The organism is Streptomyces sp. DG2A-72, assembly GCF_030499575.1.
Classification (GTDB): domain Bacteria; phylum Actinomycetota; class Actinomycetes; order Streptomycetales; family Streptomycetaceae; genus Streptomyces.
Map to the genome: position 1 here is coordinate 7362623 of NZ_JASTLC010000001.1, position 23037 is coordinate 7385659.

The 23037-nt window shown below is 69.3% G+C and carries 20 protein-coding genes; 8 read left to right on the forward strand and 12 right to left on the reverse strand.

The genetic code is table 11. The features are described 5' to 3' along the window. The first annotated feature begins 230 nt into the window (after positions 1 to 230). Positions 231 to 1256 (forward strand): ATP-dependent 6-phosphofructokinase, encoded by a 1026-nt coding sequence (locus QQY66_RS35220; protein WP_301984370.1) that lies wholly within the window; start codon positions 231 to 233, stop codon positions 1254 to 1256. A gap of 626 nt (positions 1257 to 1882) precedes the next feature. Here the strand turns inward: QQY66_RS35220 and QQY66_RS35230 are convergent. After that, positions 1883 to 3286, reverse strand: coding sequence for a hypothetical protein (locus tag QQY66_RS35230; RefSeq protein ID WP_301984371.1), 1404 nt, complete (start codon positions 3284 to 3286; stop codon positions 1883 to 1885). Between the two features lie 83 nt (positions 3287 to 3369). On the opposite strand from QQY66_RS35230, the gene QQY66_RS35235 reads away from it, so the two are divergent. Further along, complete coding sequence (locus tag QQY66_RS35235) at positions 3370 to 3564, forward strand: AlpA family transcriptional regulator (protein ID WP_301984373.1); 195 nt, start codon at positions 3370 to 3372, stop codon at positions 3562 to 3564. A gap of 127 nt (positions 3565 to 3691) precedes the next feature. On the opposite strand, the gene QQY66_RS35240 is transcribed toward QQY66_RS35235, so the two are convergent. Both QQY66_RS35240 and QQY66_RS35245 read right to left on the reverse strand, forming a co-directional pair. Further along, entirely contained in the window at positions 3692 to 4216 is a 525-nt protein-coding gene (locus QQY66_RS35240; protein WP_301987607.1) for an ATP-binding protein, read from the reverse strand. Between the two features lie 451 nt (positions 4217 to 4667). Further along, complete coding sequence (locus tag QQY66_RS35245; protein WP_301984374.1) at positions 4668 to 5393, reverse strand: helix-turn-helix transcriptional regulator; 726 nt, start codon at positions 5391 to 5393, stop codon at positions 4668 to 4670. 177 nt (positions 5394 to 5570) lie between these two features. Between QQY66_RS35245 and QQY66_RS35250 the strand changes: the two genes are divergently transcribed. Further along, positions 5571 to 6020 carry a PPOX class F420-dependent oxidoreductase gene (locus QQY66_RS35250; RefSeq protein ID WP_301984375.1) on the forward strand — a complete coding sequence of 150 codons (450 nt, stop codon included), beginning with the start codon at positions 5571 to 5573 and terminating at the stop codon, positions 6018 to 6020. A gap of 6 nt (positions 6021 to 6026) precedes the next feature. On the opposite strand, the gene QQY66_RS35255 is transcribed toward QQY66_RS35250, so the two are convergent. The 5 genes from QQY66_RS35255 to QQY66_RS35275 form a co-directional block, all read right to left on the reverse strand. Beyond that, positions 6027 to 6866, reverse strand: a complete 840-nt coding sequence (locus QQY66_RS35255) for a carbohydrate ABC transporter permease (RefSeq protein ID WP_301984376.1) — start codon at positions 6864 to 6866, stop codon at positions 6027 to 6029. A 4-nt stretch (positions 6867 to 6870) separates the two neighbouring features. Continuing rightward, entirely contained in the window at positions 6871 to 7749 is an 879-nt protein-coding gene (locus QQY66_RS35260; RefSeq protein WP_301984377.1) for a carbohydrate ABC transporter permease, read from the reverse strand. A gap of 16 nt (positions 7750 to 7765) precedes the next feature. Beyond that, entirely contained in the window at positions 7766 to 9133 is a 1368-nt protein-coding gene (locus QQY66_RS35265) for an extracellular solute-binding protein (protein WP_301984378.1), read from the reverse strand. A 99-nt stretch (positions 9134 to 9232) separates the two neighbouring features. Further along, a complete protein-coding gene (locus QQY66_RS35270) occupies positions 9233 to 9922 on the reverse strand; it encodes a response regulator (protein ID WP_301984379.1) in 690 nt (229 codons plus the stop codon). Continuing rightward, the gene (locus QQY66_RS35275) at positions 9919 to 11550 is read right to left on the reverse strand and encodes a sensor histidine kinase (RefSeq protein WP_301984380.1); all 1632 of its coding nucleotides are present in this window, start codon (positions 11548 to 11550) and stop codon (positions 9919 to 9921) included. Before QQY66_RS35275 ends, QQY66_RS35270 begins: the two co-directional genes overlap by 4 nt. A gap of 188 nt (positions 11551 to 11738) precedes the next feature. On the opposite strand from QQY66_RS35275, the gene QQY66_RS35280 reads away from it, so the two are divergent. Further along, positions 11739 to 13118 carry a cation:dicarboxylase symporter family transporter gene (locus QQY66_RS35280; RefSeq protein WP_301984381.1) on the forward strand — a complete coding sequence of 460 codons (1380 nt, stop codon included), beginning with the start codon at positions 11739 to 11741 and terminating at the stop codon, positions 13116 to 13118. 337 nt (positions 13119 to 13455) lie between these two features. Here the strand turns inward: QQY66_RS35280 and QQY66_RS35285 are convergent, their stop codons facing one another. Beyond that, complete coding sequence (locus QQY66_RS35285; protein WP_301984382.1) at positions 13456 to 14340, reverse strand: aldo/keto reductase; 885 nt, start codon at positions 14338 to 14340, stop codon at positions 13456 to 13458. Between the two features lie 2 nt (positions 14341 to 14342). Continuing rightward, on the reverse strand, positions 14343 to 15251 hold the full coding sequence (locus tag QQY66_RS35290; RefSeq protein ID WP_301984383.1) for an NAD-dependent epimerase/dehydratase family protein: 909 nt from the start codon (positions 15249 to 15251) through the stop codon (positions 14343 to 14345). Positions 15252 to 15296: 45 nt separating this feature from the next. Between QQY66_RS35290 and QQY66_RS35295 the strand changes: the two genes are divergently transcribed. The 4 genes from QQY66_RS35295 (at position 15297) to QQY66_RS35310 (ending at position 18954) form a co-directional block, all read left to right on the forward strand. Next, positions 15297 to 15806 carry an Lrp/AsnC family transcriptional regulator gene (locus QQY66_RS35295; RefSeq protein ID WP_301984384.1) on the forward strand — a complete coding sequence of 170 codons (510 nt, stop codon included), beginning with the start codon at positions 15297 to 15299 and terminating at the stop codon, positions 15804 to 15806. A gap of 29 nt (positions 15807 to 15835) precedes the next feature. Continuing rightward, on the forward strand, positions 15836 to 16222 hold the full coding sequence (locus QQY66_RS35300) for a MerR family transcriptional regulator (protein WP_301984385.1): 387 nt from the start codon (positions 15836 to 15838) through the stop codon (positions 16220 to 16222). Then, positions 16219 to 16551, forward strand: a complete 333-nt coding sequence (locus QQY66_RS35305) for a co-chaperone YbbN (protein WP_301984386.1) — start codon at positions 16219 to 16221, stop codon at positions 16549 to 16551. Before QQY66_RS35300 ends, QQY66_RS35305 begins: the two co-directional genes overlap by 4 nt. 177 nt (positions 16552 to 16728) lie before the next feature. Continuing rightward, positions 16729 to 18954, forward strand: a complete 2226-nt coding sequence (locus QQY66_RS35310) for a UvrD-helicase domain-containing protein (RefSeq protein ID WP_301984388.1) — start codon at positions 16729 to 16731, stop codon at positions 18952 to 18954. Here the strand turns inward: QQY66_RS35310 and glgB are convergent. Further along, positions 18940 to 21555 carry a 1,4-alpha-glucan branching enzyme gene (gene glgB, locus QQY66_RS35315; protein ID WP_301984389.1) on the reverse strand — a complete coding sequence of 872 codons (2616 nt, stop codon included), beginning with the start codon at positions 21553 to 21555 and terminating at the stop codon, positions 18940 to 18942. The genes QQY66_RS35310 and glgB overlap by 15 nt on opposite strands. 61 nt (positions 21556 to 21616) lie before the next feature. Continuing rightward, positions 21617 to 22999, reverse strand: a complete 1383-nt coding sequence (locus tag QQY66_RS35320) for a maltokinase (protein ID WP_301984390.1) — start codon at positions 22997 to 22999, stop codon at positions 21617 to 21619. Positions 23000 to 23037: the final 38 nt, after the last annotated feature.

Genomic DNA, 23037 nt, shown 5'->3' on the forward strand with positions numbered 1-23037 from the left:
CGTCTGCTGGTTCGTCTGGGGGGTCCGTCTGGGGGTCCGTCTGCCGGGCTGTGGTCAGTCGGTTTTTCGGCTCGCGAAGATCGCCCACCGGGGTGAGCAGAACCCTCTTGACAATACCCTTGCCGGTGGATAAGGCGCCCGTCAGCTTCGGGGTAGGCACCTCACTCTGAGCGACGTGAAACAATCGGACTGGCTCACCGGTGTCAACAGCGAGCAGGAGACACAGCACGATGCGTATCGGAGTTCTCACCGCAGGCGGCGACTGCCCCGGCCTGAACGCCGTGATCCGGTCGGTCGTGCACCGAGCGGTCGCACACTACGGCGACGAGGTGATCGGCTTCGAGGACGGCTACGCGGGTCTGCTCGACGGCCGCTACCGCAACCTCGACCTTGACGACGTCAGCGGCATCCTCGCCCGTGGTGGCACCATCCTCGGCTCCTCCCGCCTCCAGCGCGACCGACTGCGCGAGGCCTGTGAGGGGGCCCAGGACGAGATGCGCGAGTTCGGTATCGACGCGCTCATCCCGATCGGCGGCGAGGGCACGCTGACGGCGGCACGCATGCTGTCGGACGTGGGCCTGCCGGTCGTCGGCGTACCGAAGACGATCGACAACGACATCTCGTCCACGGACCGCACCTTCGGCTTCGACACGGCGGTGGGCGTGGCCACGGAGGCGATGGACCGCCTCAAGACCACCGCCGAGTCGCACCAGCGCGTCATGGTCGTCGAGGTCATGGGCCGCCACGCCGGCTGGATCGCGCTGGAGTCCGGCATGGCCGCCGGCGCCCACGGCATCTGCCTGCCCGAGCGGGCCTTCGACCCGGGCGACCTGGTCAAGATGGTCGAGGAGCGCTTCGCCCGCGGGAAGAAGTTCGCGGTCCTGTGCGTGGCCGAGGGCGCCCACCCCGCCGAGGGCACCATGGACTACGGCCACGGCGAGATCGACCAGTTCGGCCACGAGCGCTTCCAGGGCATCGGCACGGCACTCGCGTACGAACTGGAGCGGCGGCTCGGCAAGGAGGCCAAGCCGGTCATCCTCGGTCACGTCCAGCGTGGCGGCGTACCGACCGCGTACGACCGTGTCCTCGCCACCCGCTTCGGCTGGCACGCGGTCGAGGCCGCGCACCGGGGCGAGTTCGGCAAGATGACCGCGCTGCGCGGCACGGACATCATGATGGTGCCGCTGGCCGAAGCGGTGACCGAGCTGAAGACCGTGCCGAAGGACCGTATGGACGAGGCGGAGTCGGTGTTCTAAGACTTGATCCGTGGTTCACCAGAGGGTGAGCTGTGGATTGCAGCCGGGGCGGTGTCCGGGCTTTCCGGCGTGGTCACGCATGGGGCGTGTCTCATCCGGGGTCGCTCGGGACCGCCGTCCGGCGGTTCGGGGAGCAGAGGTCGCACGGCGTTGCCGTGGGACTGCCGCATGGCCAGCACCGCGAACGGTGGTCTGGCTCGGTGCGGTTGACTCCCGCAGGGCTTCTTCCAGCCCTTCTCCGAAAGTGATCTGCGCGTGCCGGGACGCGGTCGTGTCCAGGTACGCGGTCTTGGGGTCGTCCACGTCGACGAAGCGGACGAACGCGGCCAGGGCGGCGGAGACCATGTCGCGCTTGCCGACGAGGCCGCACGCGGTGCACTTGTGCTCACGGTCGCGCAGAGTCTTGGAGACCCGTTCGCCGCACAGGCAGTGCTGCGACAAGGCCGTTGACCAGGTGGACGCCCGCACCAGTCTTCCGCCCGCAGCCCGGCATTCGCGGTCGAGCGCCGAGATCAGCATGCCGGGTGTGGTCTGTGATAGCCGCTTGCCCCACAGCCGGTACCAGGCGCGAATGTCGCAGTCCTCCACTACGAGCACAGCGCCGTGCGCGGCGATGATCTGCCGGGCTACCTGGCGGGCACGATGGCGTCGGTACTCGGCGGCCGAGGTGGCGTGTTCGGCCTGTCGGGCGCGCAGATCCCGGTAACCGACAGAGATCCGGTCGCGGCGGAACGCCTGCTTCGGCACCCGTCCGACCGGGCATCACGTGCCCCGCCGGGCACGGTGACCTGCTTGGGTGTCAGCCCCTTGGCGTCCCGGAGCTCAGCGCGTTTGGCTTGCTTCTTCGACAGGCCGTACTGCACGGTGTTGGTCGCACGGCGGGAGCGCTCCAGCGCCCGAGCACGGCCGCGCCGCTTTTTCGCCCCATTCTCCAACCGCGCCAATTCTTCGTCCGTGAGGATGATCTCGGAGGACTCCGGACGGCCTTCGGCGGGGTTGAGGCCGACGGGCAGGGAGACGACGGAGATGTTGGAGACGTTGCCGTCCACCCCGCCGATCCGGTCCATGGTGGCGGCCTGTTCACGCATCTGCTGTACGGCGGGGGCGGTGTATCCGGGGCCGAGGATCATCAAGTGCGCCTCGTACACCCAGCCGCCCGGCGCGGACGCCTTGCGGCGGCGTACGAGATCAACCTTGTGCCAGCGGCCGGGATTCGACAGGAAGTGCTCGACCCGCGCCCATTGGCCGGGCTGCTGCGGCACGCGCACCGGGAGCACCAGGTCACCCCGGCTGCCGTCCGGGCCGCCCGTGAAGACCATGGCGAGGGGGCCGGTGTGGTCCCACCATGTCGCCTTCCGCGTCGCGGGCTTGCCCGACACGGTGGTCTTGCCCGTGGGGACGCTGTCGGACGGCGCGGCCGGGGTGGGCATACGACGGGGCTGCATCAGGGTGCGCCGGCCGCCGTCGGTGTAGGCCATGACGTGGCCGTGCAGTGAGCCGACGAGGCGGAAGGTCTCCCACTTGTTGGCGGTGGTGTGGGAGCGGGCGCGGCCGGGGATACGGGTGAAGTCGTGCCCGCGGCCGGTCTTGGGGCGGCCGTGCCGGTGGCCGGTGTTGTCGGGGAACAGGTGGCGCTGGACGCCGTTCCACACCTCGTCGGCCATGTGCATGGCCAAGGCCTTGCTGGCGTGGTGCTTGAGGTGCCCGGCGTCTTCCAGGTGCTTGTACGCGCAGCGCTCCAGGGCCTCACGGGACAGGCCGAGGCGCTGCCGTACGGCCTTCGCCCCGGGCTCGTCACGCTCGTGGAGTGCTGCCCAGTAGGCATCGACCTTGGCGCGGGCGTCGCGCTGGACGGTCCGCTTGATCGACCACATCGCCCCGAACAGCTTCTCCAGCCGGGCGAGTTCGGCGGGATCGGTGACGGCCAGCGGTAGCACTATCACCGACACGATCCCGTCGTCGGGCTTGGTCCACTTCGGGGCCTTGTTCTTCCCCCGGGATTTCCGTTCCTTCTGGGCAGTCTGCGTCATGTCACCTCCCGTCACTGATTAGCTGACCTAAGAACTAATACTTGATTAGTCGAGCTAAGGCAAACCGAGGTAGTTTGGGATCCATGACCATCACGATTCCTGGATATGAAGACGCCCGGCAGGCGGCTGAACGGCTCAAGGTCACCGTCCAGCACGTCTACAACCTCAACAGCAGCCGCGCCGACTTTCCTGCCCCTGTCTACGTTGGCCGCACCCCCCTTTGGCCCGTCGACCGGCTCGACGCCTGGCGCGCAGCGCACCCGAAGCGCGGAGATTAGGGCCTGTCCGGCGGACCTTTCTGGGCCCGGCGCCCCTGGCACGGCTAGGTTGTCGAACTATCCACGTGCGCCCACGGCTGACCCCAGGCTCCCGCCCCCAGTACTGGCACCAAGGTCGGCCCGACGGTCACGCGAGCGACGGCCACCGATCGGTAGCCCACTCCAGCCAGCCTGACCACCCAGGAGGCGGAACTCCAACCCCATGGCCCTCGAGTTCCGCGACATCGGGCTCCTCGAACAGCGTCCTCCAGCGCACGAGGTCTGTCTCGCTCATCGCGAAGGTCTGATCAGGGGCGGTCGACTGGCGATGGGCGACCCGAGCGCGTTGGGTCTCGTGGTCCACCGGCACATACACAAGCTGACAGGACGCGCCCACAGACATCACCAACCAGCGGATCGCGGATCTCTCGTCACGAGACCAGCATCCGAAATCCAGGACCACGTTGGTTCCCAACCTCAGCGCCTCCAGACCAAGCCAGAGCAGCCGTCCTTCCAGCACATCGCGCTTCCCCTCCGGCTGCGGGTCGCCGAACAGCGGGATCATCCACTCATCCGGCGTCAGCCGCAGAGCGCTGTGCTCCTTGGCCAGCTGCCGAGCTCTCGTGGTCTTTCCGGCCCCTGGCAGGCCGACCGTCAGGAACAACGTCGTCACACCCAGATCCTTCACGAAGGCCAAGTGGGAGGATGACTGCTCTTGCTGCCGAGATCGCCGGGCCACGACGCGGCCCAGCAGCGCGATGACGTCCAGGGGCGGTGACACGATGGCAGGCACGCGCCACAAGACCACGCAGGAACCGCCCGTAGTGCTGCCGATCGGCTTCAACGCATGGCTGCTGGACTGCGCGCACCCGTGAAGGACTGTGACATCTGCCAGACCGAGTGGTGTCGTCTGAACGCGTGCAAGAAGTCCCAGAGCCTTCTACTACCGCGTGCACAGCCCGGTCGTCCTCATCGAGTACGACGCCCAGCCCCCCTGGCCTACGGCAACAAGGACAGCCAAGGTGACGGCGGCGGCATGGGCGGCCCGAACGGAACGCCCACCCAGCAGCACATCCACACCATCATCCGCACGCCGAACGGCGGCGACTACGGCGTGGACCTGCTCAGACGGTACCTGGAGAACGATCACTGAGCCGGGTCCAGAAATGGTCCAGGATCCGGTCGAGGAAGTCGCGGCCGAACCGGTCCGAGCTCCCTGAGCCGCCGCCCCAGCTGAGCGTGGCGACCATCCGCCCCTGATACTCCTGGTACAGCTCCTGGAGGGTGACCTCCAGAAGGTGCCGGTCCAGGGGCACCATCTTCCCGACCGGCCGGACGTACGCCTGCCAGCGCGTCGTCACAGCGCCGCGCAGCAGATCCGCCAGCTTCGGGTCGCGGCCGGTGACGGTGACGAAGTCGGGCAGCGACAGGCCGAGCAGGTCGGCGAGGGCGGAGGACTGGCGGTCGGTGCCGCGCCAGTCGTCGGTCTCCTCCATCCGGAGATATGCGACGAGTTCGACCCCGACGGTACGGGCGACGTCCTCGGGTGCCATCCCACGGGCGATGCGGTGCTCGCGCAAGGTCCGCGGCTGACCGATCAGTTCGCCCGGCGAGCACCACAACACACCCGCGAGTGCGGTGAGTTCGGGGCTGGTGGGGGTGAGGGCGCCGCGTTCCCAGGCGACGACGAGATCCAGGGTGACGTACGGCATGCCGTACAACGCCCGCAGGTCGTGGGCGACATGTTCGGGCCCCATGCCGAGCGCGGTACGGAGTCTGCGGGCGGCGGGGGCGTTGAAGGGGGGACCTGGCTGGTTCGGCAGAGCTTGGGGTCGGCGCACGCGCCACAAGCTAGGGGCGCGGGAGTGTGGTGACTACGGTCAGTTCGGCCAGGATCACGGATTGTAGGAACGTACGGTTTCGGCCACGGGTTCGGGTGTCCGGAGATCATCTGTCGGTGGTGCGCGGGCGATGGTGAGGATGGCTCCCGGGCGCCCGGACGGGCGCCCGGGAGGAGTGTGACGATCATGTACGAAGTGAATGGCAAGGTAGAGGGGCATATTCGCGAGCGGCTGCTGGCGCCCAACTTCTGGCACCTCGCGACGGTCGGCCCGGACGGGACGCCGCAGATCTCGCCCATGTGGGCGGATGTCGAAGATGAGTTCGTGATGGTCAACACGGCAATCGGACGTGTGAAGGAGGAGAACCTGCGGCGCAATCCGAACGTCTCCCTGTCCCACCACGACCCCGACAACCCCTACGACCGGGTGGAGATCCGGGGCAGGGTCGTACGGTTCGTCGAGGGCGAGGAGGCCGAGCGGTCGATGGACCGGCTCACGCAGAAGTACATCGGTCAGGAGCGGTATCCCTGGCTGCTGCCGGGGGAGCGGCGTGTGATGCTGCTGATCGAGCCGGTGCGGGTGCGGAGGGTCGTGGGAGTGGAGCCGTTCCGTCCAGGGGTGCTGCCTCAGGGGTGAGCGGGATCAGCCCTTGACCGCCCCGCCCAGCGCGAACCCTCCCCCCAGCCGCCGGGCGATCAGTACGTACAGCAGGATCACCGGCGTCGAGTAGACGATCGAGAACGCCGCCAGCTGCCCGTACACGACCGCCCCCCGGTTCCCGAAGAACTCGTTGATGCTCACCGCCGCCGGCATCTGGTCCGGCGTCAGCAGCAGCATGAACGGGACGAAGAAGTTCCCCCACATCATCACGAACGAGAACACGGTCACCACCGCCACCCCGGGTCCCATCAGCGGCAGCACGATCCGGATCAGCAACTGGAAGGACGACGCCCCGTCCGTCCATGCCGCCTCCTCCAGCTCCTTCGGCACGCCGTCCATGAAGTTCTTCATCAGCCAGATGGCGAAGGGGAGTTGGGAGGCCGCGAAGAAGAAGATCGTGCCCTGCATGGTGTCGATGAGATCGACCTGTACGAACAGCGCGTACACCGGCACCATGATCGCGGTGACCGGCAGGCACGTCGCGAAGAGGATCGTCAGCAGGAACGGGCGGTTCAGGCGGGAGCGGAAGCGGGACAAGGGGTACGCCGCCAGTGCCGCGCAGACCACCGTCAGCAGGGTCCCGCCGCCGCACAGGATCAGACTGTTCAGCAGCGGGGTGAAGGTGATGTCCTGGGTCAGGATCGCATCGAAGTTGTCGAACGTGAGGCCGTCGGGGGCCTTCACCTGAAGGTTCGCATCCGGGTCCACGGCGGACAGGACCACCCAGGCCAGCGGCAGGCAGAAGGCCGCGGCGACCACCAGCAGACCCGCGTCGGCGGCCAGCCTGTGCCGCTTGCGCCGGGACGTGAGCGTGAGTGCCATGGCGTCAGACCTCCGTCCGCAGCAGGCGCATGTACACGAGGGAGAAGACGGAGCCGACCAGCAGCAGGAGCAGGGCGACCGCGGTGCCGTAGCCGATCAGGCTGTTCTGGAAGGCCTGCTCGTACATGAACAGCGGGAGTGTCTGGCTCTTGCCGCCCGGACCGCCCCGGGTCATCACCCAGATCAGGCCGAACACGGACAGCGTCTGGAGGGTGTTGAGCATCAGGGTCGTGCCGATCGAACGGCGGATCATCGGCAGCGTGATGTGCCACATACGGCGCCAGCCACTCGCGCCGTCCACCTCGGCGGCCTCGGTGATCTCCTTGGGGATCTCGTTCAGCGCCGCCGAGTAGACCAGCATCGAAAACGCCGTGCCGCGCCATACGTTGGCGAAGGACACCGCGAGGATCGGCAGTGTGAACAGCCAGTTCTGGGACGGGAGATGGAGGAGGTCCAGGACGGCGTTCAGCGTGCCCTCGCGGCGGAAGAACGCGTACAGCAGAAAGCCGGCGACCACCTCCGGCAGCACCCATGCCGTGATCACGATCCCGCCGACCAGAGTGCGGACGGGTTTGGAAGCGCGCTGCATCAGTGCCGCCAGCGCCAGCCCCAGCGTGTTCTGGCCGACCAGCGACGACAGTACCGTGAACACCAGCGTCAGCCATACGGCGTTGAGGAACGCCTCGTCCTGGAATGCCTTACGGAAGTTCTCGAATCCGACGAAGGACGACTCGGCCTGTCCGGTGAGCTGGAGGTCGGTGAAGGCGATGTAGGCGCAGTAGGCGATCGGGCCCGCGAGGAAGAGGATCAGCAGGACGAGGGCGGGGGAGACAGGGAGAGCGCGGGTCAGGGCCCGGCCCGGGTGCCGTGTGGCGGCTGTCATGTACGGTCGCCGCCGTTCACTTCTCGACGACCTGGTCGCCGGCGGCCGCCTTGAGCGCTTCGTCGTAGCCGCCGGCCGCTTCGTCCACCGACATGTCACCCGTCGTCACGCCCTCCATCGCCTCCTGGATGGCCGTGGACACCTGCGGATACGCCTTGAAGGCGGGCCGGTAGTGCGTGCTGGAGACGAGGTCGGTGAAGAACTTGATGCCGGGCTGCGCCCTGACGTACTCGGGGTCGGCGGCGACGTCCTTGCGTACGGCGATACCGGAGTTGGCGATGTACCACTTCTGGGCGTTCGCCTTGGTCTGCATCGTCTCGATGAACTTGAAGGCGAGGTCGGGGTTGGCCGCCTTGTCCGGGATCGACCAGGTCCAGCCGCCGGACATGCTGACCTTGCCGGGAGCCTGGCCGTTCTGTGTGGGCATGGCGGCGAGTCCGAGTTTCTCCGACCACTCGGGCCATTCGTGCCCGCTGCCCTCCAGCCAGTCCTGCGGAAGCCAGGAGCCATCGAGGTTGATGCCGAGCTTGCCCTCGGGGAGCAGCTCGCCGCGGACGCGGGTGGCGAAGTTGGGGTCGAGGGCGTCGGCGACGTCCGGGCCGAGCTTCTCCTTGTAGACGGTCTCCACGAACGTCAGCGCGTCCTTGAAGCCCTGGCTGCCCGCGATCCACTTCTTCGACGACTCGTCGTACAGCGGGTCGGTCTTGCCGTCGTTCGTGCCGTACAGCAGCATCTCGAAGCCCTGCATCGTCGCGGTCTCACCGGCGGGCTTGCCCGTGTAGACGTTGAGCGGGGTGACGCCGGGGACCTTCTCCTTGATGGTGCGGGCGGCTGTGAGGACGTCGTCCCAGCTCTTCGGCTGCCAGTCGGCGGGCAGACCCGCCTTCGCGAAGATCGCCTTGTCGAACCAGAGTCCGCGGGTGTCCGTACCGTCCGGGACGCCGTACGTCTTCCCGTCCTCGCCCTGGGCCGCGGCCTTCGCCGTGTCGATGAACTGGTTCCAGTCCGGCCACTTGGCGAGATAGTCGTCCAGGGGTTTCAAGTACCCGCTGATGATGTCGGAGTTGATGAGGAAGGTGTCCTCATAGACCAGGTCGGGGGCCGTCTTCGGGGAGCGGAGCATCTGCTGGACCTTGGTGTAGTACTCCGAGTCCGGGGCCTTGATCGGGACGAGCTCGATCTTCTTGCCGGGGTTCTCCTTCTCGAACTGCTTCTTGATGTCCGCGAGGAACGTGTCCAGAACTTTGATGTTGTTGTCCGTGGACTGCTTGAAGGAGACCTTCACGGTGTCGGGGTCGCTGCCGGGTCCTCCGCCGCAGGCTGTGAGGGCGGTGGCGGACAGGGCGGCTGCGACAAGGGTGGGGAGAACGGCGGTGGGGCGCATGGGCACGACCTCCTACGGGCTCACTTCGTTGTGGCCGGGATGGCTGCCCGGTGAACGTAGGAGGAATGGTCTAGTCAGGTCAATGGCCCTGCAGCAGCTCTACTGGCCCTTCACCCACCGGTACTGCAACTCGGGCCGTCCCACGGTCCCGTACTGCGGGCTGCGGGCCGCTCGTCCCGCGTCCACCAGGTGTTCCAGATAGCGGCGGGCGGTGATCCGTGAGATGCCCACCGCCTCCGCGACGCCCGTCGCCGTCAGGCCGTCGCCGCAGTCCCGCAGGACCACCGAGACCCGCTCCAGTGTCGGGGCGCTCAACCCCTTGGGCAGGGCGGCCGGGCTCGGGGCGCGCAGGGTCGCCAGGGCGCGGTCGACCTCGTCCTGGCCGCTCGCCTCGCCCGCCGCCGCGTGGAACTCGGCGTATCTGACGAGCCGGTCCCGCAGGGTGGCGAAGGTGAAGGGCTTGAGGACGTACTGCACGACGCCCAGTGAGACGCCCTCGCGGACGACCGTCAGATCCCGTGCCGACGTCACCGCTATCACGTCCGCGTGATGGCCGGCCGCCCGCAGCGAGCGGGCCAGCTGCAGCCCGTGCACATCCGGCAGGTGCAGGTCCAGCAGCAGCAGATCGACCGGCGTACGGTCCAGCGCGCGCCGCGCCTCCGCGCCGGTGTGCGCCTTGCCGACCGCGACGAACCCGGGGACGCGGCCGACGTACATGACATGCGCGTCGGCGGCGACCGGGTCGTCCTCCACGACCAGGACCCGGATGGGCTGCTGGGCCGCTGTCATCCGCCACCTCCGGTCACCGCACGCTCGGACACCGGGCTATTCAACGGCAACCGCACCTGGAACTGGGCGCCGCCCCCGGCCGCCTCCGTCACCGTCAGCTCTCCCTCGTGCCGGGTGACCGCCTGCCGTACCAGGGCCAGGCCAAGACCCCGCCCGCCCGGCCCCGCCGGCTTGGTCGAGAAGCCGCGCTGGAAGACGTCCTCCGCGTGCGCGGGATCGACGCCCGCACCCGTGTCGCACACCCGCAGCACCAGCTCCGAGCCGCCTTCCGTGTACGCCGTCACCGTCACCCGCGCCCGCACGCTGCCCTGCGCCGCGTCCACCGCGTTGTCGATGAGGTTGCCCAGGATGGTCACCAGGTCCCGCGCGGGCAGAGACTCGGGGAGCAGCCCGTCGTCCAGACGGCTGTCCTCCGACACCACCAGCTCCACACCCCGCTCGTTCGCCTGGGCCGTCTTGCCGAGCAGCAGGGCCGCGAGGACCGGCTCGCTCACCGCGGCCACCACCTGGTCGGTCAGCGCCTGCGCCAGCTCCAGCTCGGCCGTCGCGAAGTCCACGGCCTCCTGCGCGCGGCCCAGCTCGATCAGCGAGACCACCGTGTGGAGCCGGTTCGCCGCCTCGTGGGCCTGCGAGCGCAGCGCCTGGGTGAAGCCGCGTTCGGAGTTCAACTCGCCCATGAGGGACTGGAGTTCGGTGACGTCGCGCAAGGTCACCACGGTTCCGCGGCGCTCGCCGCCCGACACCGGTGAGGTGTTCACCACGAGCACCCGGTCCGCCGTCAGATGCACCTCGTCCACCCGGGGCTCCGACGCGAGCAGCGCGCCGGTGAGCGGTGCGGGCAGACCCAGCTCGGCGACCGAGCGGCCGATCACCTCCTCGCTCACCCCGAGCAGCTCCCGCGCCCCGTCGTTGATCAGCGCGACACGGTATTGCCCGTCGAGCATCAGCAGGCCTTCGCGTACGGCGTGCAGGGCGGCCTGGTGGTAGTCGTGCATATTGCTCAGCTCGGCCGCGTTCATGCCGTGGGTGTGGCGTCGCAGCCGGGCATTGACGACGAACGTGCCGATCGCGCCCAGGGCGAGCGCGCCGGCCGCGACACCGATGAGCGCGGTCAGCTGGCCCTGGACCCGCCTGCTGATCGCCTCGACCCTGATGCCCGCGCTGACCAGGCCGACGACCTTCCCGCCGTCCCACACCGGGGTGACGGCCCGGACCGACGGGCCGAGCGTGCCCGTGTAGGTCTCGGTGAAGGACTCGCCCCTCAGTGCGCGGGCGATGTGACCGAGGAACGGCTGGCCGATCTGGGCCGGGTCGGGGTGGGTCCAGCGGATGCCTTTCGTGTTCATGATCGTCACGAAGTCGACGTCGGCGTCCTTTATGACCTGCAGCGCGTACGGCTGGAGCCGGGCGCTGGGGTCGGGGGTGCGGATCGCCTCCCGTACGGAGGGGGAGTCGGCCACCGAGCGGGCCACCGCCGTGGCCTGGCGCCGCGCCGCGTCCTCGGCCTGGTCGCGGTCGCTGACGTAGGTGAACAGTGCGTACCCGAGCACGACGATCGTGAGCAGCACGGCCTGCACGGCGAAGAGCTGGCCGGCCAGGCTGCGGGGTCTCGGGAAGCGCACGTGCATGTCGTCAGTGTGCCTCTCACGTTAAGCATGAACTAAATGAACGGAAGGGTGACCGCCCTCACAGGGCGGGAGATAGTCACGGCAGTCCGCGAAGCACCACTCCCGGGCAGATCCCCAAAAATCCCCGCAATCCCCCGGACGTGAGCCGCACGCCGGTGATGTCGACGACGTCGTCAAGGAGGGCCGCCGTGACCAGCGCAGCCGATACGGCACCTGCCGCACCCCGAGCCAAACGGGACCGCACCCACTACCTCTACATCGCGGTGATCGTCGCGGTCGCCGCAGGCATCGCCGTCGGTATGGCCGCGCCCGACTTCGCCGTCGAGCTGAAGCCGATCGGCACCGGGTTCGTGAACCTGATCAAGATGATGATCTCGCCGATCATCTTCTGCACGATCGTGCTGGGCATCGGCTCGGTACGGAAGGCCGCGAAGGTCGGCGCGGTCGGCGGTATCGCGCTGGCCTACTTCACGATCATGTCGCTGGTCGCCCTGGGCATCGGCCTGGTCGTCGGCAACCTGCTCGACCCGGGCACCGGCCTCGCGGTGACCGACGCGGTCAAGGAGGCCGGTCACGCCCAGGTCGACGCGGAGGCCAAGGGCACCACCGAGTTCCTGCTCGGCATCATCCCGACCACGATCGTCTCCGCCTTCACCTCGGAATCGGTGCTCCAGACCCTGCTCATCGCCCTGCTCGCCGGCTTCGCGCTGCAGGCCATGGGCCCGACAGGACAGCCGATCCTGCGCGGTATCGAGCACATCCAGCGGCTTGTCTTCCGCATCCTGGCGATGGTGATGTGGGCGGCCCCGATCGGCGCCTTCGGTGCCATGGCGGCCGTGGTCGGATCGGCAGGCGTGGGCGCGCTGAAGGATCTCGCCCTCTTGATGCTCGGCTTCTACACCACGTGCTTCCTGTTCGTCTTCATCGTGCTCGCCGCACTGCTGCGAGTGGTGGCGGGCCTGAACATCCTCTCCCTCTTCAAGTACCTGGGCCGCGAGTTCCTGCTGATCCTGTCGACCTCGTCGTCCGAGTCCGCGCTGCCGCGGCTCATCGCGAAGATGGAGCACCTGGGTGTCAGCAAGCCGGTGGTCGGCATCACCGTCCCGACCGGCTACTCCTTCAACCTCGACGGCACCATGATCTACATGACCATGGCGTCGCTGTTCATCGCCGACGCGATGGGTACGCCGATGTCGATCGGCGAGCAGATCCCGCTGCTGCTCTTCCTCTTCGTCGCCTCGAAGGGTGCGGCGGGTGTCACCGGCGCCGGTCTCGCGACCCTCGCGGGCGGGCTCCAGTCCCACAAGCCCGCGCTGGTCGACGGCATCGGACTCATCGTCGGCATCGACCGCTTCATGAGCGAGGCCCGCGCCCTGACGAACTTCGCGGGCAACGCGGTCGCCACGGTGCTGATCGGTACGTGGACGAAGGAGATCGACCGGGAGCGGGTGGACCAGGTCCTCGCCGGCCACGCCCCGTTCGACGAGCAGACCCTGCTGGACGACGGCGACGGGACGCCTGCGGAGGCGCCTGAGCAGGGTGGCGACAAGGAGCTGGCGAAGGCATAGCAGAAAGCTCCACATACCCCGAGCGGCCAGGTGCTCCCCCGTAGCCTGGCCGCTCGGCCCATTTCCTCCGGGCATGGGGGAGTCGCACGAGGTGGAGATCTCCATCGACGGAGCTCGTACGACGCTCCGTGCTGATCGCGGCCGAGCGGGAATCGGCGTCCACCGACGCCCGAGGACGTCCGCGCCGCTCTCGACGAACTCCTCTCCGACCGCGACCAGCTGACCCGCCGCCTGCTCGGTGCAGGAGGCGTGGGTGGTGTCGGCGAGTGACCGGACGGGCAGAGGCCCTTGCCCTTTCAGGCATGGCCTGTTGCCCTGGAGGGCGGAGCCCGTTGCCCTAGCCGACCCCGTCCAGCCGGGCCAGCTCCTCCGCGCTCAGCACCAGGTCCGCCGCTGCCGCCGAGTCCCTGATCGTCTCCGGCCGGCTCGCGCCCGGGATCGGGATCACCGTCGGGGATGCGGCCAACAGCCAGGCCAGGCACACCTGTTGGGGACTGACCCCGCGCTCCTTCGCCACGGCGTGGAACGCGCCGAAGCGGTCGGTCCCCTCCAGCCGGGACGGCCCGTCCAGCGAACTGCGGGAGATACCGCCGAGCGGGCTCCACGGCAGGAACGCCAGCCCCAGCTCGGCACAGAGCCGTAGCTCCGCCTCGCTGTCGCACACGGCAGGCGAGTACTGGTTCTGCACCGAGACCAGCCGGTCCCCGAGGATCGCGTGGGCCCGGCGGATCTGACCCGCGTCCGCGTTGGATACTCCCGCCAGCCGGATCTTGCCCTCGTCGAGCAGTTCGCGCAGCGCGCCGACGGACTCCTCGAACGGGACGGTGGGGTCCGGCTTGTGCAGCTGATAGAGGCCGATCGCCGCCACCCCGAGCCGCTTCAGCGAGGCCTCGGCGGCGGCCTTGAGATGCCGCGCGGAGCCCGTCACCGTCCAGCTGCCGTCGCCGGGGCGACCACGCCCGCCCTTCGTGGTCACCAGCACGTCCGCGGTGTCACCGCCGTAGGTCGCGAGGGCCCGGGCGACCAGCTGCTCGTTGTGGCCGGGTGCGTCGCCGGGCAGGTGATAGGAGTCCGCCGTGTCCACCAGCGTCACGCCCGCGTCGAGCGCGGCGTGCACCGTGGCCAGGGCGCGCGTCTCGTCCGGCCGGCCCTCGATGGACAGCGGCATGGCCCCGAGCCCGATCGCGCTCACGTGCAGGCCGCCAAGTGTGCGGTACCGCATGTTCAGTCACCCTTTCCCAGCGTTTCGGCGACCGCCTTCGGCAGCCACTGCCGTACATCGCCGAAGGTGAAACCGAGCCGGGTCGCCCGGGAGTTGTCCATGCCGTAGGAGCGGAAGAAGGAGAGCGGCGAGACCTCGCCGACCTCCACCCACTGGAGGACGACCTTGCCCTCGGGCAGCTGCGCGCTCACCGCCTTGCACAGCTCCTCGGTGGTCAGTACGCCGTGGGAGGCGGCGTTCACCGGACCGGTGAAGTCCTCACCGGCCGCCCACGCCAGGAAGTCGGCGATCTCCTCGACGTGGATGTAGGTGGCGGGCTGGTTCGCGGCGGGCACGGCGATCGGCTCACCGCCCCGGATGCGGGAGGCGTAGTGCTCCAGTCTTCCCGTGAAGTCGTCACCGCCCAGCACATGGGCCACCCGGACGGCCGTGTACGGGAACTCCGGGGCGGCGGCGAACACGGCCTCGGCCTGCCGCTTGCCCTCGCCGTAGTGGCGGTCGAGGAACTCCGGGTCGTTCCAGGGGAGTCCGAGATCGACGGGTATCTCGCGAGCGTCGACGGCGCCTTCCCGTACGAGCGCGATCGAGTCCTCGTACTCGTACACCTCGGCCGTGGACGTCATCACATAGCGCCCGGTGCGGCCGGCGAAGACCCGGCGGGCGAGCGCCGCCTGCCGTGGGGTGTAGCAGACCTGGTCGACGACCACGTCGAAGGTGCGCGAACCGAGCGCGTCCGTCAGGGACTTCTCGTCGTTCCGGTCGGCGACGAGGTGCAGCGCGCCGGGCGGAGGCGCCGACGAGCCGCGGCTGAGGACCGTCACCCGGTCCCCGGCGGCCAGCAACCGCGCGACGAGCCGCTTGCCGAAATAGCGGCTCCCGCCGATGACCAGTACCTCTCGGGCGTTTTCCATGACCATAATTCTCCCGGCGTATCCGCACCTCCTGAAGGGGGAAGCATGGGAGTTCCGGCCGCAGCGCCGAAAGAACCTCGGCATCTGCGCACGACAGCCGACGAAACATCGGTGGCCTTCGACGCGCTGGACCGGCAGATCCTGGAACTCCTCCAGACCGACGGCCGGATCAAGCTCAGCGAACTGGGCCGCCGGGTTCGGCTCAGCCCGGCGGCGGTCACCGAGCGGGTACGACGGCTGGAAGCGGCGGGTGTGATCAGCGGCTACGGCGCCCATGTCGCCCCGGCCCGCCTCGGCTACGGCATCCAGGCGTTCATCCGCGTGAACCCGCACGGCGGCTACAACCTCAAGCACCCCAGGACCCTGGAGCTGATGGAGCGTCCCGAGATCACCGAGGTGCACCATGTGATCGGTGAGGACTGCTGGATCCTCAAGGTCGCCGTCCGGGACACGGTTCACCTGGAGGAGGTCCTCGAAGCGGTCTCCGCCCTGGGCCGCACGACGACGTCGATCGTCCTGACCTCCCCGGTGCAGCGGAAACCGCTGTTGCCTTGACGTCGGCGTCAAGGACTACGTTCGTAGACATGCGAATCGGCGAGCTGGCCGCACGGGCCGGGACCACGACGCGGACGCTGCGGTACTACGAGTCGCGGGGTCTGCTGACCGCGCGGCGCGGGAGCAACGGATACCGGACGTACGACGAGGACGACCTGAAGCTGCTCCGGCAGATCCGGACGCTGCAGGACTTCGGGTTCGACCTGGAGGAGACACGGCCCTTCGTGGAGTGCCTGCGTGCCGGGCACTCCGAGGGCGACCAGTGCCCTGCCTCCCTCGCGGTCTACCGGCGCAAGCTGGACGAGCTGGACGCGTTGATCGGCGAGTTGCGGGCGGTGCGGGCGAAGATCGGCGTACGGCTGGCCCTGGCCGAGGGTGAATCACCGTTGTGCGAAATGGGAGGGCAGGGCCTGTGATCAAGGTGGAAGGCGTGGCCGAGGTGACCAACGCGGACTTCGGGGCGGAGGTGATCGAATCCGATCTGCCGGTGCTCGTGCAGTTCACCGCCGACTGGTGCGGGCCGTGCCGGCAGCTCGCGCCGGTGCTGAAGGACATCGCCTTCGAGGAGGGCGACCGGCTGCGGATCGTCCAGCTCGACGTGGACCGCAATCCGCAGACCACGATCGCGTACGGCGTGCTGTCGACGCCCACGCTCATGGTGTTCCGCGGCGGTGAGCCCGTGCGGTCGATGGTGGGCGCGCGGCCCAAGCGGCGGCTGCTGGAGGAACTCGCCGACGTGCTGTAGTGCTGTAACCGGCCGAAGACGAAAGAAATGCCCCGGACGCAATTGCGTCCGGGGCATTTCTTTGCGTATATTCAATGGTTCGCGACTTCAGGGCAATAGGGTCGCGGAGAAGTTCAACGAGCACAGTATATCCGGGCGGGAGTGGAATTGTCAAACAGCGAATTTCCAGACGATGAAATGCGCCGCGAGCAGGAATTCATCGACGGCCTGTACGCGCGCGTGGACGCGCTGCGCGGCGACACCGAGCACTCCGTCACGGACGCGCTGGCCCAGGGCAACACGCCCATGCAGGCCCGCCTGGAGCGGGACATCCTGGTCGCCGAACGCTCGGGTCTGCTCGCCGCGCTGAACGCGGTGGACGGCTCGCTCTGCTTCGGCCGGATCGACCTCACCTCCGGCGTCAGCCACCACATCGGCCGGATCGGCCTGCGCACCGACGACGCCGAACGCACCCCGGTCCTGATCGACTGGCGTGCCGATGTCGCCCGCCCCTTCTATCTGGCCACCGGCCACACCCCGATGGGCCTGCGCCGCCGCCGGCACATCAGCACCGACGGCCGCCGGGTCACCGACCTGCACGACGAATTCCTCGACGTCGGCGACGCCACCCGCACCGGCCACGAGGACCCGGCCGGCGACGCGGTCCTGCTCGCCGCGCTCAACTCGGCTCGCACCGGCCGGATGACCGACATCGTGCAGACCATCCAGGCCGAGCAGGACGAGATCATCCGCGCACCGCACCGCGGGGTGCTGGTGGTGGAAGGCGGCCCGGGCACCGGCAAGACGGCGGTGGCCCTGCACCGGGCGGCCTATCTCCTCTACGAGCACCGCGAACTGCTCGCCAAGCGGGCCGTCCTGATCGTCGGCCCCAACCCCGCCTTCCTCGGTTACATCGGCGAGGTGCTGCCCTCGCTGGGCGAGACCGGCGTGCTCCTGGCAACGGTCGGCGAGCTGTTCCCCGGCGTGAAGGCGACGGCGACGGACACGCCCGAGGCGGCTGCGGTGAAGGGCCGCGCGGAGATGTCCGACGTACTGGCAAGGGTCGTACGCGACCGCCAAGCCCTCCCCGACCCGGTGATCGCCATCGAGCACGACCGCGAGATCCTGATGCTCGACGACGGCCTGGTCGGCGTCGCCCGCGAGCGCACCCGCGCCGCGGGGCTCCCGCACAACGCGGCCCGCGAGCACTTCGAGGGCCATGTCCTCAACACGCTCACCGAGCTGTACGCCGAACGCGTCGGCACCGACCCGTACGACGGTACGAGCCTCCTCGACGCCGCCGACATCACCCAGATCCGCGACGAACTCGCCGAGAACCCCGAAGTCTGGTCCGCCATCGACCAGCTGTGGCCCAGGATCACCCCGCGCCGCCTGGTCGCGGACTTCCTGGCCGAGCCCGAGGGGTACGTCTGCGACGCCGACGCGGCCGCCATCCGCCGCCCGGTCACGCGCGCGTGGACGGTGGCGGACGTACCGCTGCTCGACGAGGCAGCCGAACTGCTGGGCGAGGACGACCGGTTGGCGCGGCTTCGGGCGGAACGCGAGCGGGAGAGGCAGGTGTCGTACGCGCAGGGCGTGCTGGACGTGTCGTACGCGTCCCGTACCTACGAGTTCGAGGACAAGCAGGAATCTGACCCTGATGCCTCCGAAGTCCTGTCCGCGCACGACATCATCGACGCCGAGCGGTTCGCCGAACGCCAGGAGGAGGACGACCACCGCAGCGCCGCCGAGCGCGCGGCGGCCGACCGGACCTGGGCGTTCGGGCACATCATCGTCGACGAGGCGCAGGAGCTGTCGCCGATGGCGTGGCGGCTGCTGATGCGGCGCAGCCCGACCCGGTCGATGACTCTGGTGGGCGATCCGGCGCAGACGGCGGAGGCGGCGGGGGTGGGTTCCTGGGCGAAGATCCTGGAGCCCTATGTCGAGGATCGCTGGGAGCACACCCGCCTCGGCGTCAACTACCGCACACCCGCCGAGATCATGGAACTCGCGGCTGCCGTGGTGCGCGCCGAGAACCCCGGCTTCGAGCCGCCGAGTTCGGTGCGCTCGACCGGGGTACGGCCCTGGGTGCGGGCCACCGACGACCTGCCCGGCGCGGTCGCCAAGGCGGTCGAGGAGCTGACCCCCGCCGAGGGCCGCCTCGCGGTCATCGCCCCCCGCCCCCTGCACCGCAGACTGGCGGCGCAGTTGGACGGGGTGACAGCGGGCACCGAGCCCGACCTGACGCGGACCGTCGTACTCCTCGACCCGCGTCAGGCGAAGGGGCTCGAATTCGACTCGGTGCTGGTGGTCGAGCCGGGTTCGTACGGCACAAGCGACCTGTATGTAGCCCTGACCCGGGCCACACAGCGGCTCGGGGTGCTGCACACAGGGCGGTTGCCGAATGCGCTAGGCCGGGCGTAGCCACACGGTGGCCAGCGGTGGCAGGGTCACGCGGATGCTTGCCGCGCGGCCGTGCCACCCCTGTGGCTCCGGTTTGACCGGGTCGGGGTTCGTCACGTCGCTGCCGCCGTACTTCGCGGCGTCCGTGTTGAGGGTTTCGTGCCAGGCGGGGACGGTGTCGGGGACGCCGAGTCGGTAGTCGTGGCGGACGACGGGGGAGAAGTTGGAGACGGACAGGAGGGGGGTGCCCTCCGTGTCGTACCTCAGGAAGGCGAAGACGTTGTCCTCGGCGGCGTCCCCGACCACCCACTGGAAGCCGGACGGTTCGGTGTCGAGCTGCCAGAGGGGCGGGGTGGCCCGGTAGACGGTGTTGAGGTCGCGGACCAGGTCCCGGACGCCGCGGTGGTCGGCCTCCGCGCCGTAGGCGGAGTCCAGTAGCCACCAGTCCGGGCCGTGTGCCTCGGACCATTCCGCGCCCTGGGCGAACTCCTGGCCCATGAAGAGGAGTTGTTTGCCGGGGTGGGCCCACATGAAGCCCAAGTACGCACGGTGGTTGGCGCGCTGCTGCCACCAGTCGCCGGGCATTTTCGACACGAGGGCTCGTTTGCCGTGGACGACTTCGTCGTGGGAGATCGGCAGGACGTAGTTCTCGCTGTAGGCGTAGACCATCGAGAAGGTCATCTCGTGGTGGTGGTATTTGCGGTGGACCGGCTCATTGGCCATGTAGTCCAGCGAGTCGTGCATCCAGCCCATGTTCCACTTCAGGCCGAAGCCGAGGCCCCCGAAGCCGCCCGGGCCCATGTGGTGCGTGGCGCGGGTGACGCCGTCCCAGGCCGTCGACTCCTCCGCGATCGTCACCACGCCCGGCACCCGCCGGTAGACCGTGGCGTTCATCTCCTGGAGGAAGCCGACCGCGTCCAGGTTCTCCCGGCCGCCGTGCTCGTTCGGCAGCCACTGGCCCGGCTCGCGCGAGTAGTCGAGGTAGAGCATGGAGGCGACGGCGTCCACCCGCAGCCCGTCGATGTGGAACTCCTCGCACCAGTAGATGGCGTTGGCGACGAGGAAGTTGCGCACCTCGCGCCGGCCGTAGTCGAACTCGAGGGTGCCCCAGTCGGGGTGGGCGGCCCGCAGCGGGTCCTCGTGCTCGTACAGCGTGCGGCCGTCGAACTCGGCCAGCGCCCAGTCGTCACGCGGGAAGTGTGCCGGGACCCAGTCCATCAGGACGCCGATGCCGGCCTGGTGCAGGGCGTCCACCAGGTACTTGAAGTCGTCGGGCGTGCCCAGGCGGGCGGTCGGTGCGTAGAAGCCGGTGACCTGGTAGCCCCAGGAGCCGCCGAAGGGGTGCTCGGCGACCGGCATCAGCTCGACGTGGGTGAAGCCGAGGTCCTTGACGTACGCCGGCAGCTGCTCCGCCAGTTGACGGTATGTCAGGCCGGGGCGCCAGGACGGCAGATGGATCTCGTAGACGGAGAAGGGCGCCTCGTGCGCGGGGACCTGACCGCGCCTGGCCAGCCACTCCTCGTCGCCCCACTCGTGGTGCGAGGCGTCCACGATGGAGGACGTGTTCGGCGGGATCTCCGTGCGGCGGGCCATCGGGTCGGCGCGCAGGGTCCGGGAACCGTCGGGGCGGGTGATCTCGAACTTGTACAGCTCACCCTCTCCTGTGCCGGGCACGAACAGCTCCCAGATCCCGGACGAGCCGAGCGAGCGCATCGGGTACCCGGTGCCGTCCCAGAAGTTGAAGGTGCCGGCCAGGCTGACGCCCCGCGCGTTCGGCGCCCAGACCGTGAAGCGGGTCCCGGCCACGCCCTGGTGAGTCATCGGCTGCGCGCCGAGCGCCGTCCACAGCTGCTCGTGCCGGCCCTCGCCGATCAGATACAGATCGAGATCGCCCAGCGCGGGCAGGAAGCGGTACGCGTCCTCGGTGTCCTGGACCGTCCCCTCGTACGCCACCAGCAGCCGGTACACCGGCACGTCCCGCAGCGGCAGCAGCCCCGAGAAGAACCCGTCCCCGTCGTCGTGCAGCTCCGCCCGCAGCTCACCGGCGACGACCGTCACGGACAGCGCATACGGCCGGAAGGCACGGAACGCGACACCGCCGGAGACCGGGTGGGCGCCGAGCACGGAGTGCGGGGAGTGGTGCGTGCCGCTCAGCAGGCGCTCGCGGTCACCGGCGTCGACGGCGGGGGAGACGGGTGCCTCCGGCGGTGGAGCGGAGTTCGGCGCGGGGTCCTTCCTGGCGGTGACCTTCGTCGGTGTGGCCTTCCGGACGGCCGCTTTCTGCGCCGGGATCTTCTTGGCAGCAGCCTTCCTCGTGGTGGTCCGCTGTGCCGGGGGCTGCTGCGCGGCAGCTTTCTGTGCGAGGGCCTTCTTCGCCGAAGTCTTCTTGGTCTCCGCGGTCTTCTTGGAGTCCGCCTTCTTCGCAGCGTTCTTCGTCGCCGCGGTCTTCTTCCCCGCGGTCTTCTTGACAGCCGCCTTCTGTGCCGTGGCCTTGGCGGTCGTGGCCTTCTTTGCCGCTTTCTTGGCCGCCTTCTTCGCAGGCGAAGCCGTCTTCGTCTCCTTCGCGGCGCTGTTCTCCTCTGCCGTCTTCTTCGAATCGTCGGACGGGGTGCGGGCGGTCACGGGCGGCGCCTCCTCGGCGAAGGTCAAGTGAGGTGGGTCTGGTGTGTCTGGTCTGGTCGGGTCAGCCGGACGCGGCGAGGCGGCGTACCGCGGACATCGGTACCGGGAGCCAGTCGGGGCGGTGCCGGGCCTCGTAGACGACTTCGTAGATCGCCTTGTCGGTCTCGTAGGCGCGCAGCAGCACCGCGTCGGTGCGCGGATCGCCGCCGCCGGCCTCGGCGTACCCGGAGCAGTACGCGGCCCGGCACGTCTGCGCCCAGTCCGGTGCGGGCGGGTCGGCTGAGTGGGCGGCGTAGTCGAAGGAGCGGAGCATCCCCGCGATGTCCCGCACGGGCGGCTGCGGCATCCGGCGTTCGGCGAGCGGCTTGGACGGCTCGCCCTCGAAGTCGATCAGCCGCCACTGACCGGCGGGCGAGCGCAGGCACTGGCCGAGATGGAGGTCGCCGTGGATGCGCTGGGCGGTCCAGGTGCGGCCCTCGGCGGCCAGGTCGGCCAGCGCCTCGAACGCGGAGAGCAGCCCGGGCGCGTAAGGACGCAGCGTGGGCACCGCCTGCGCGGCCGCGTCGAGCCGCTCGACCATGCCGTCGACCAGCAGATGCAGCTGCGTATGGCCGAGTGTCACCGTGGGCAGCGCTCGGGCCAGCGCGGTGTGCACCTCGGCCGTGGCACGCCCCAGCGCCCGGGCCTCGGCGGCGAAGTCCTCGCCCTTCGCCAGCTCACGCAGCGCCAGCTCCCAGCCGTCCGCCGCGCCCTGTATGAACGGCTGGAGCACGCCCAGCACATACGTCTGGTCGGCGAGGTCCGCCAGCATCCACGCGGTGGGCGCGGGCACCCGGGGGCAGTCCTCGCGGGCCAGCGCCAGCGGGAGCTCCAGGTCGGGATTGACGCCCGGCACGATCCGGCGCAACAGCTTCAGAATGAACGTATCTCCGTAGACGACCGACGAGTTGGACTGCTCGGCGGTCACCAGCCGGGGCACCAGTCCGGAGCGGATCTCCTGCTGCACATCCCGTTCGAAGCGCAGGGTGCCGACGCGGGCGCGGGTGCGCAGCGCCTCCAGGAGCACGTCGCCCGGCCGGGGGTCGTAGAGGGCGTCGTACACCGTCCGTCCGGCGAGCGGGCCCTCGGTCACATGCCCGATCAGCGCGGGCGCAAGCCGCGGCGGAAGCGCCTCGCGCTCGCCTATCAGCAGCTGGTAGCAGTCTCCGGGGTGGGGCGGGGCGCCCAGTGTGAGCGGCTGGTGGGCGCGCACCAGCAGATGGTGCAGGCCCAGCTTTCCGCCGGCCGGCAGCAGCTCGGTGGCCGCCACCGGCGAGAACCCGGTGACCGGGCGTCCCTTCCCCGCGAACCAGCGCTGTCGCGGCAGCCACTCCCTGAGCAGGGGATCCAGTGACGCAAGGAGACCTGACTCGGTCGTGACGGAACGGGTGACGGCTTCCGACATGGCGTCGCGTCCTTTCCCCGGAGTGGTCGGGGTGTTAC

Coding starts and splice junctions, on each gene's coding strand:
- QQY66_RS35220 (WP_301984370.1), top strand. CDS start 231: ATGCGTATCGGAGTTCTCACCGCAGGCGGCGACTGCCCCGGCCTGAAC.
- QQY66_RS35230 (WP_301984371.1), bottom strand. CDS start 3,286: ATGACGCAGACTGCCCAGAAGGAACGGAAATCCCGGGGGAAGAACAAG.
- QQY66_RS35235 (WP_301984373.1), top strand. CDS start 3,370: ATGACCATCACGATTCCTGGATATGAAGACGCCCGGCAGGCGGCTGAA.
- QQY66_RS35250 (WP_301984375.1), top strand. CDS start 5,571: ATGTACGAAGTGAATGGCAAGGTAGAGGGGCATATTCGCGAGCGGCTG.
- QQY66_RS35255 (WP_301984376.1), bottom strand. CDS start 6,866: ATGGCACTCACGCTCACGTCCCGGCGCAAGCGGCACAGGCTGGCCGCC.
- QQY66_RS35260 (WP_301984377.1), bottom strand. CDS start 7,749: ATGACAGCCGCCACACGGCACCCGGGCCGGGCCCTGACCCGCGCTCTC.
- QQY66_RS35265 (WP_301984378.1), bottom strand. CDS start 9,133: ATGCGCCCCACCGCCGTTCTCCCCACCCTTGTCGCAGCCGCCCTGTCC.
- QQY66_RS35270 (WP_301984379.1), bottom strand. CDS start 9,922: ATGACAGCGGCCCAGCAGCCCATCCGGGTCCTGGTCGTGGAGGACGAC.
- QQY66_RS35275 (WP_301984380.1), bottom strand. CDS start 11,550: ATGCACGTGCGCTTCCCGAGACCCCGCAGCCTGGCCGGCCAGCTCTTC.
- QQY66_RS35285 (WP_301984382.1), bottom strand. CDS start 14,340: ATGCGGTACCGCACACTTGGCGGCCTGCACGTGAGCGCGATCGGGCTC.
- QQY66_RS35290 (WP_301984383.1), bottom strand. CDS start 15,251: ATGGAAAACGCCCGAGAGGTACTGGTCATCGGCGGGAGCCGCTATTTC.
- QQY66_RS35295 (WP_301984384.1), top strand. CDS start 15,297: ATGGGAGTTCCGGCCGCAGCGCCGAAAGAACCTCGGCATCTGCGCACG.
- QQY66_RS35300 (WP_301984385.1), top strand. CDS start 15,836: ATGCGAATCGGCGAGCTGGCCGCACGGGCCGGGACCACGACGCGGACG.
- QQY66_RS35310 (WP_301984388.1), top strand. CDS start 16,729: ATGCGCCGCGAGCAGGAATTCATCGACGGCCTGTACGCGCGCGTGGAC.
- QQY66_RS35320 (WP_301984390.1), bottom strand. CDS start 22,999: ATGTCGGAAGCCGTCACCCGTTCCGTCACGACCGAGTCAGGTCTCCTT.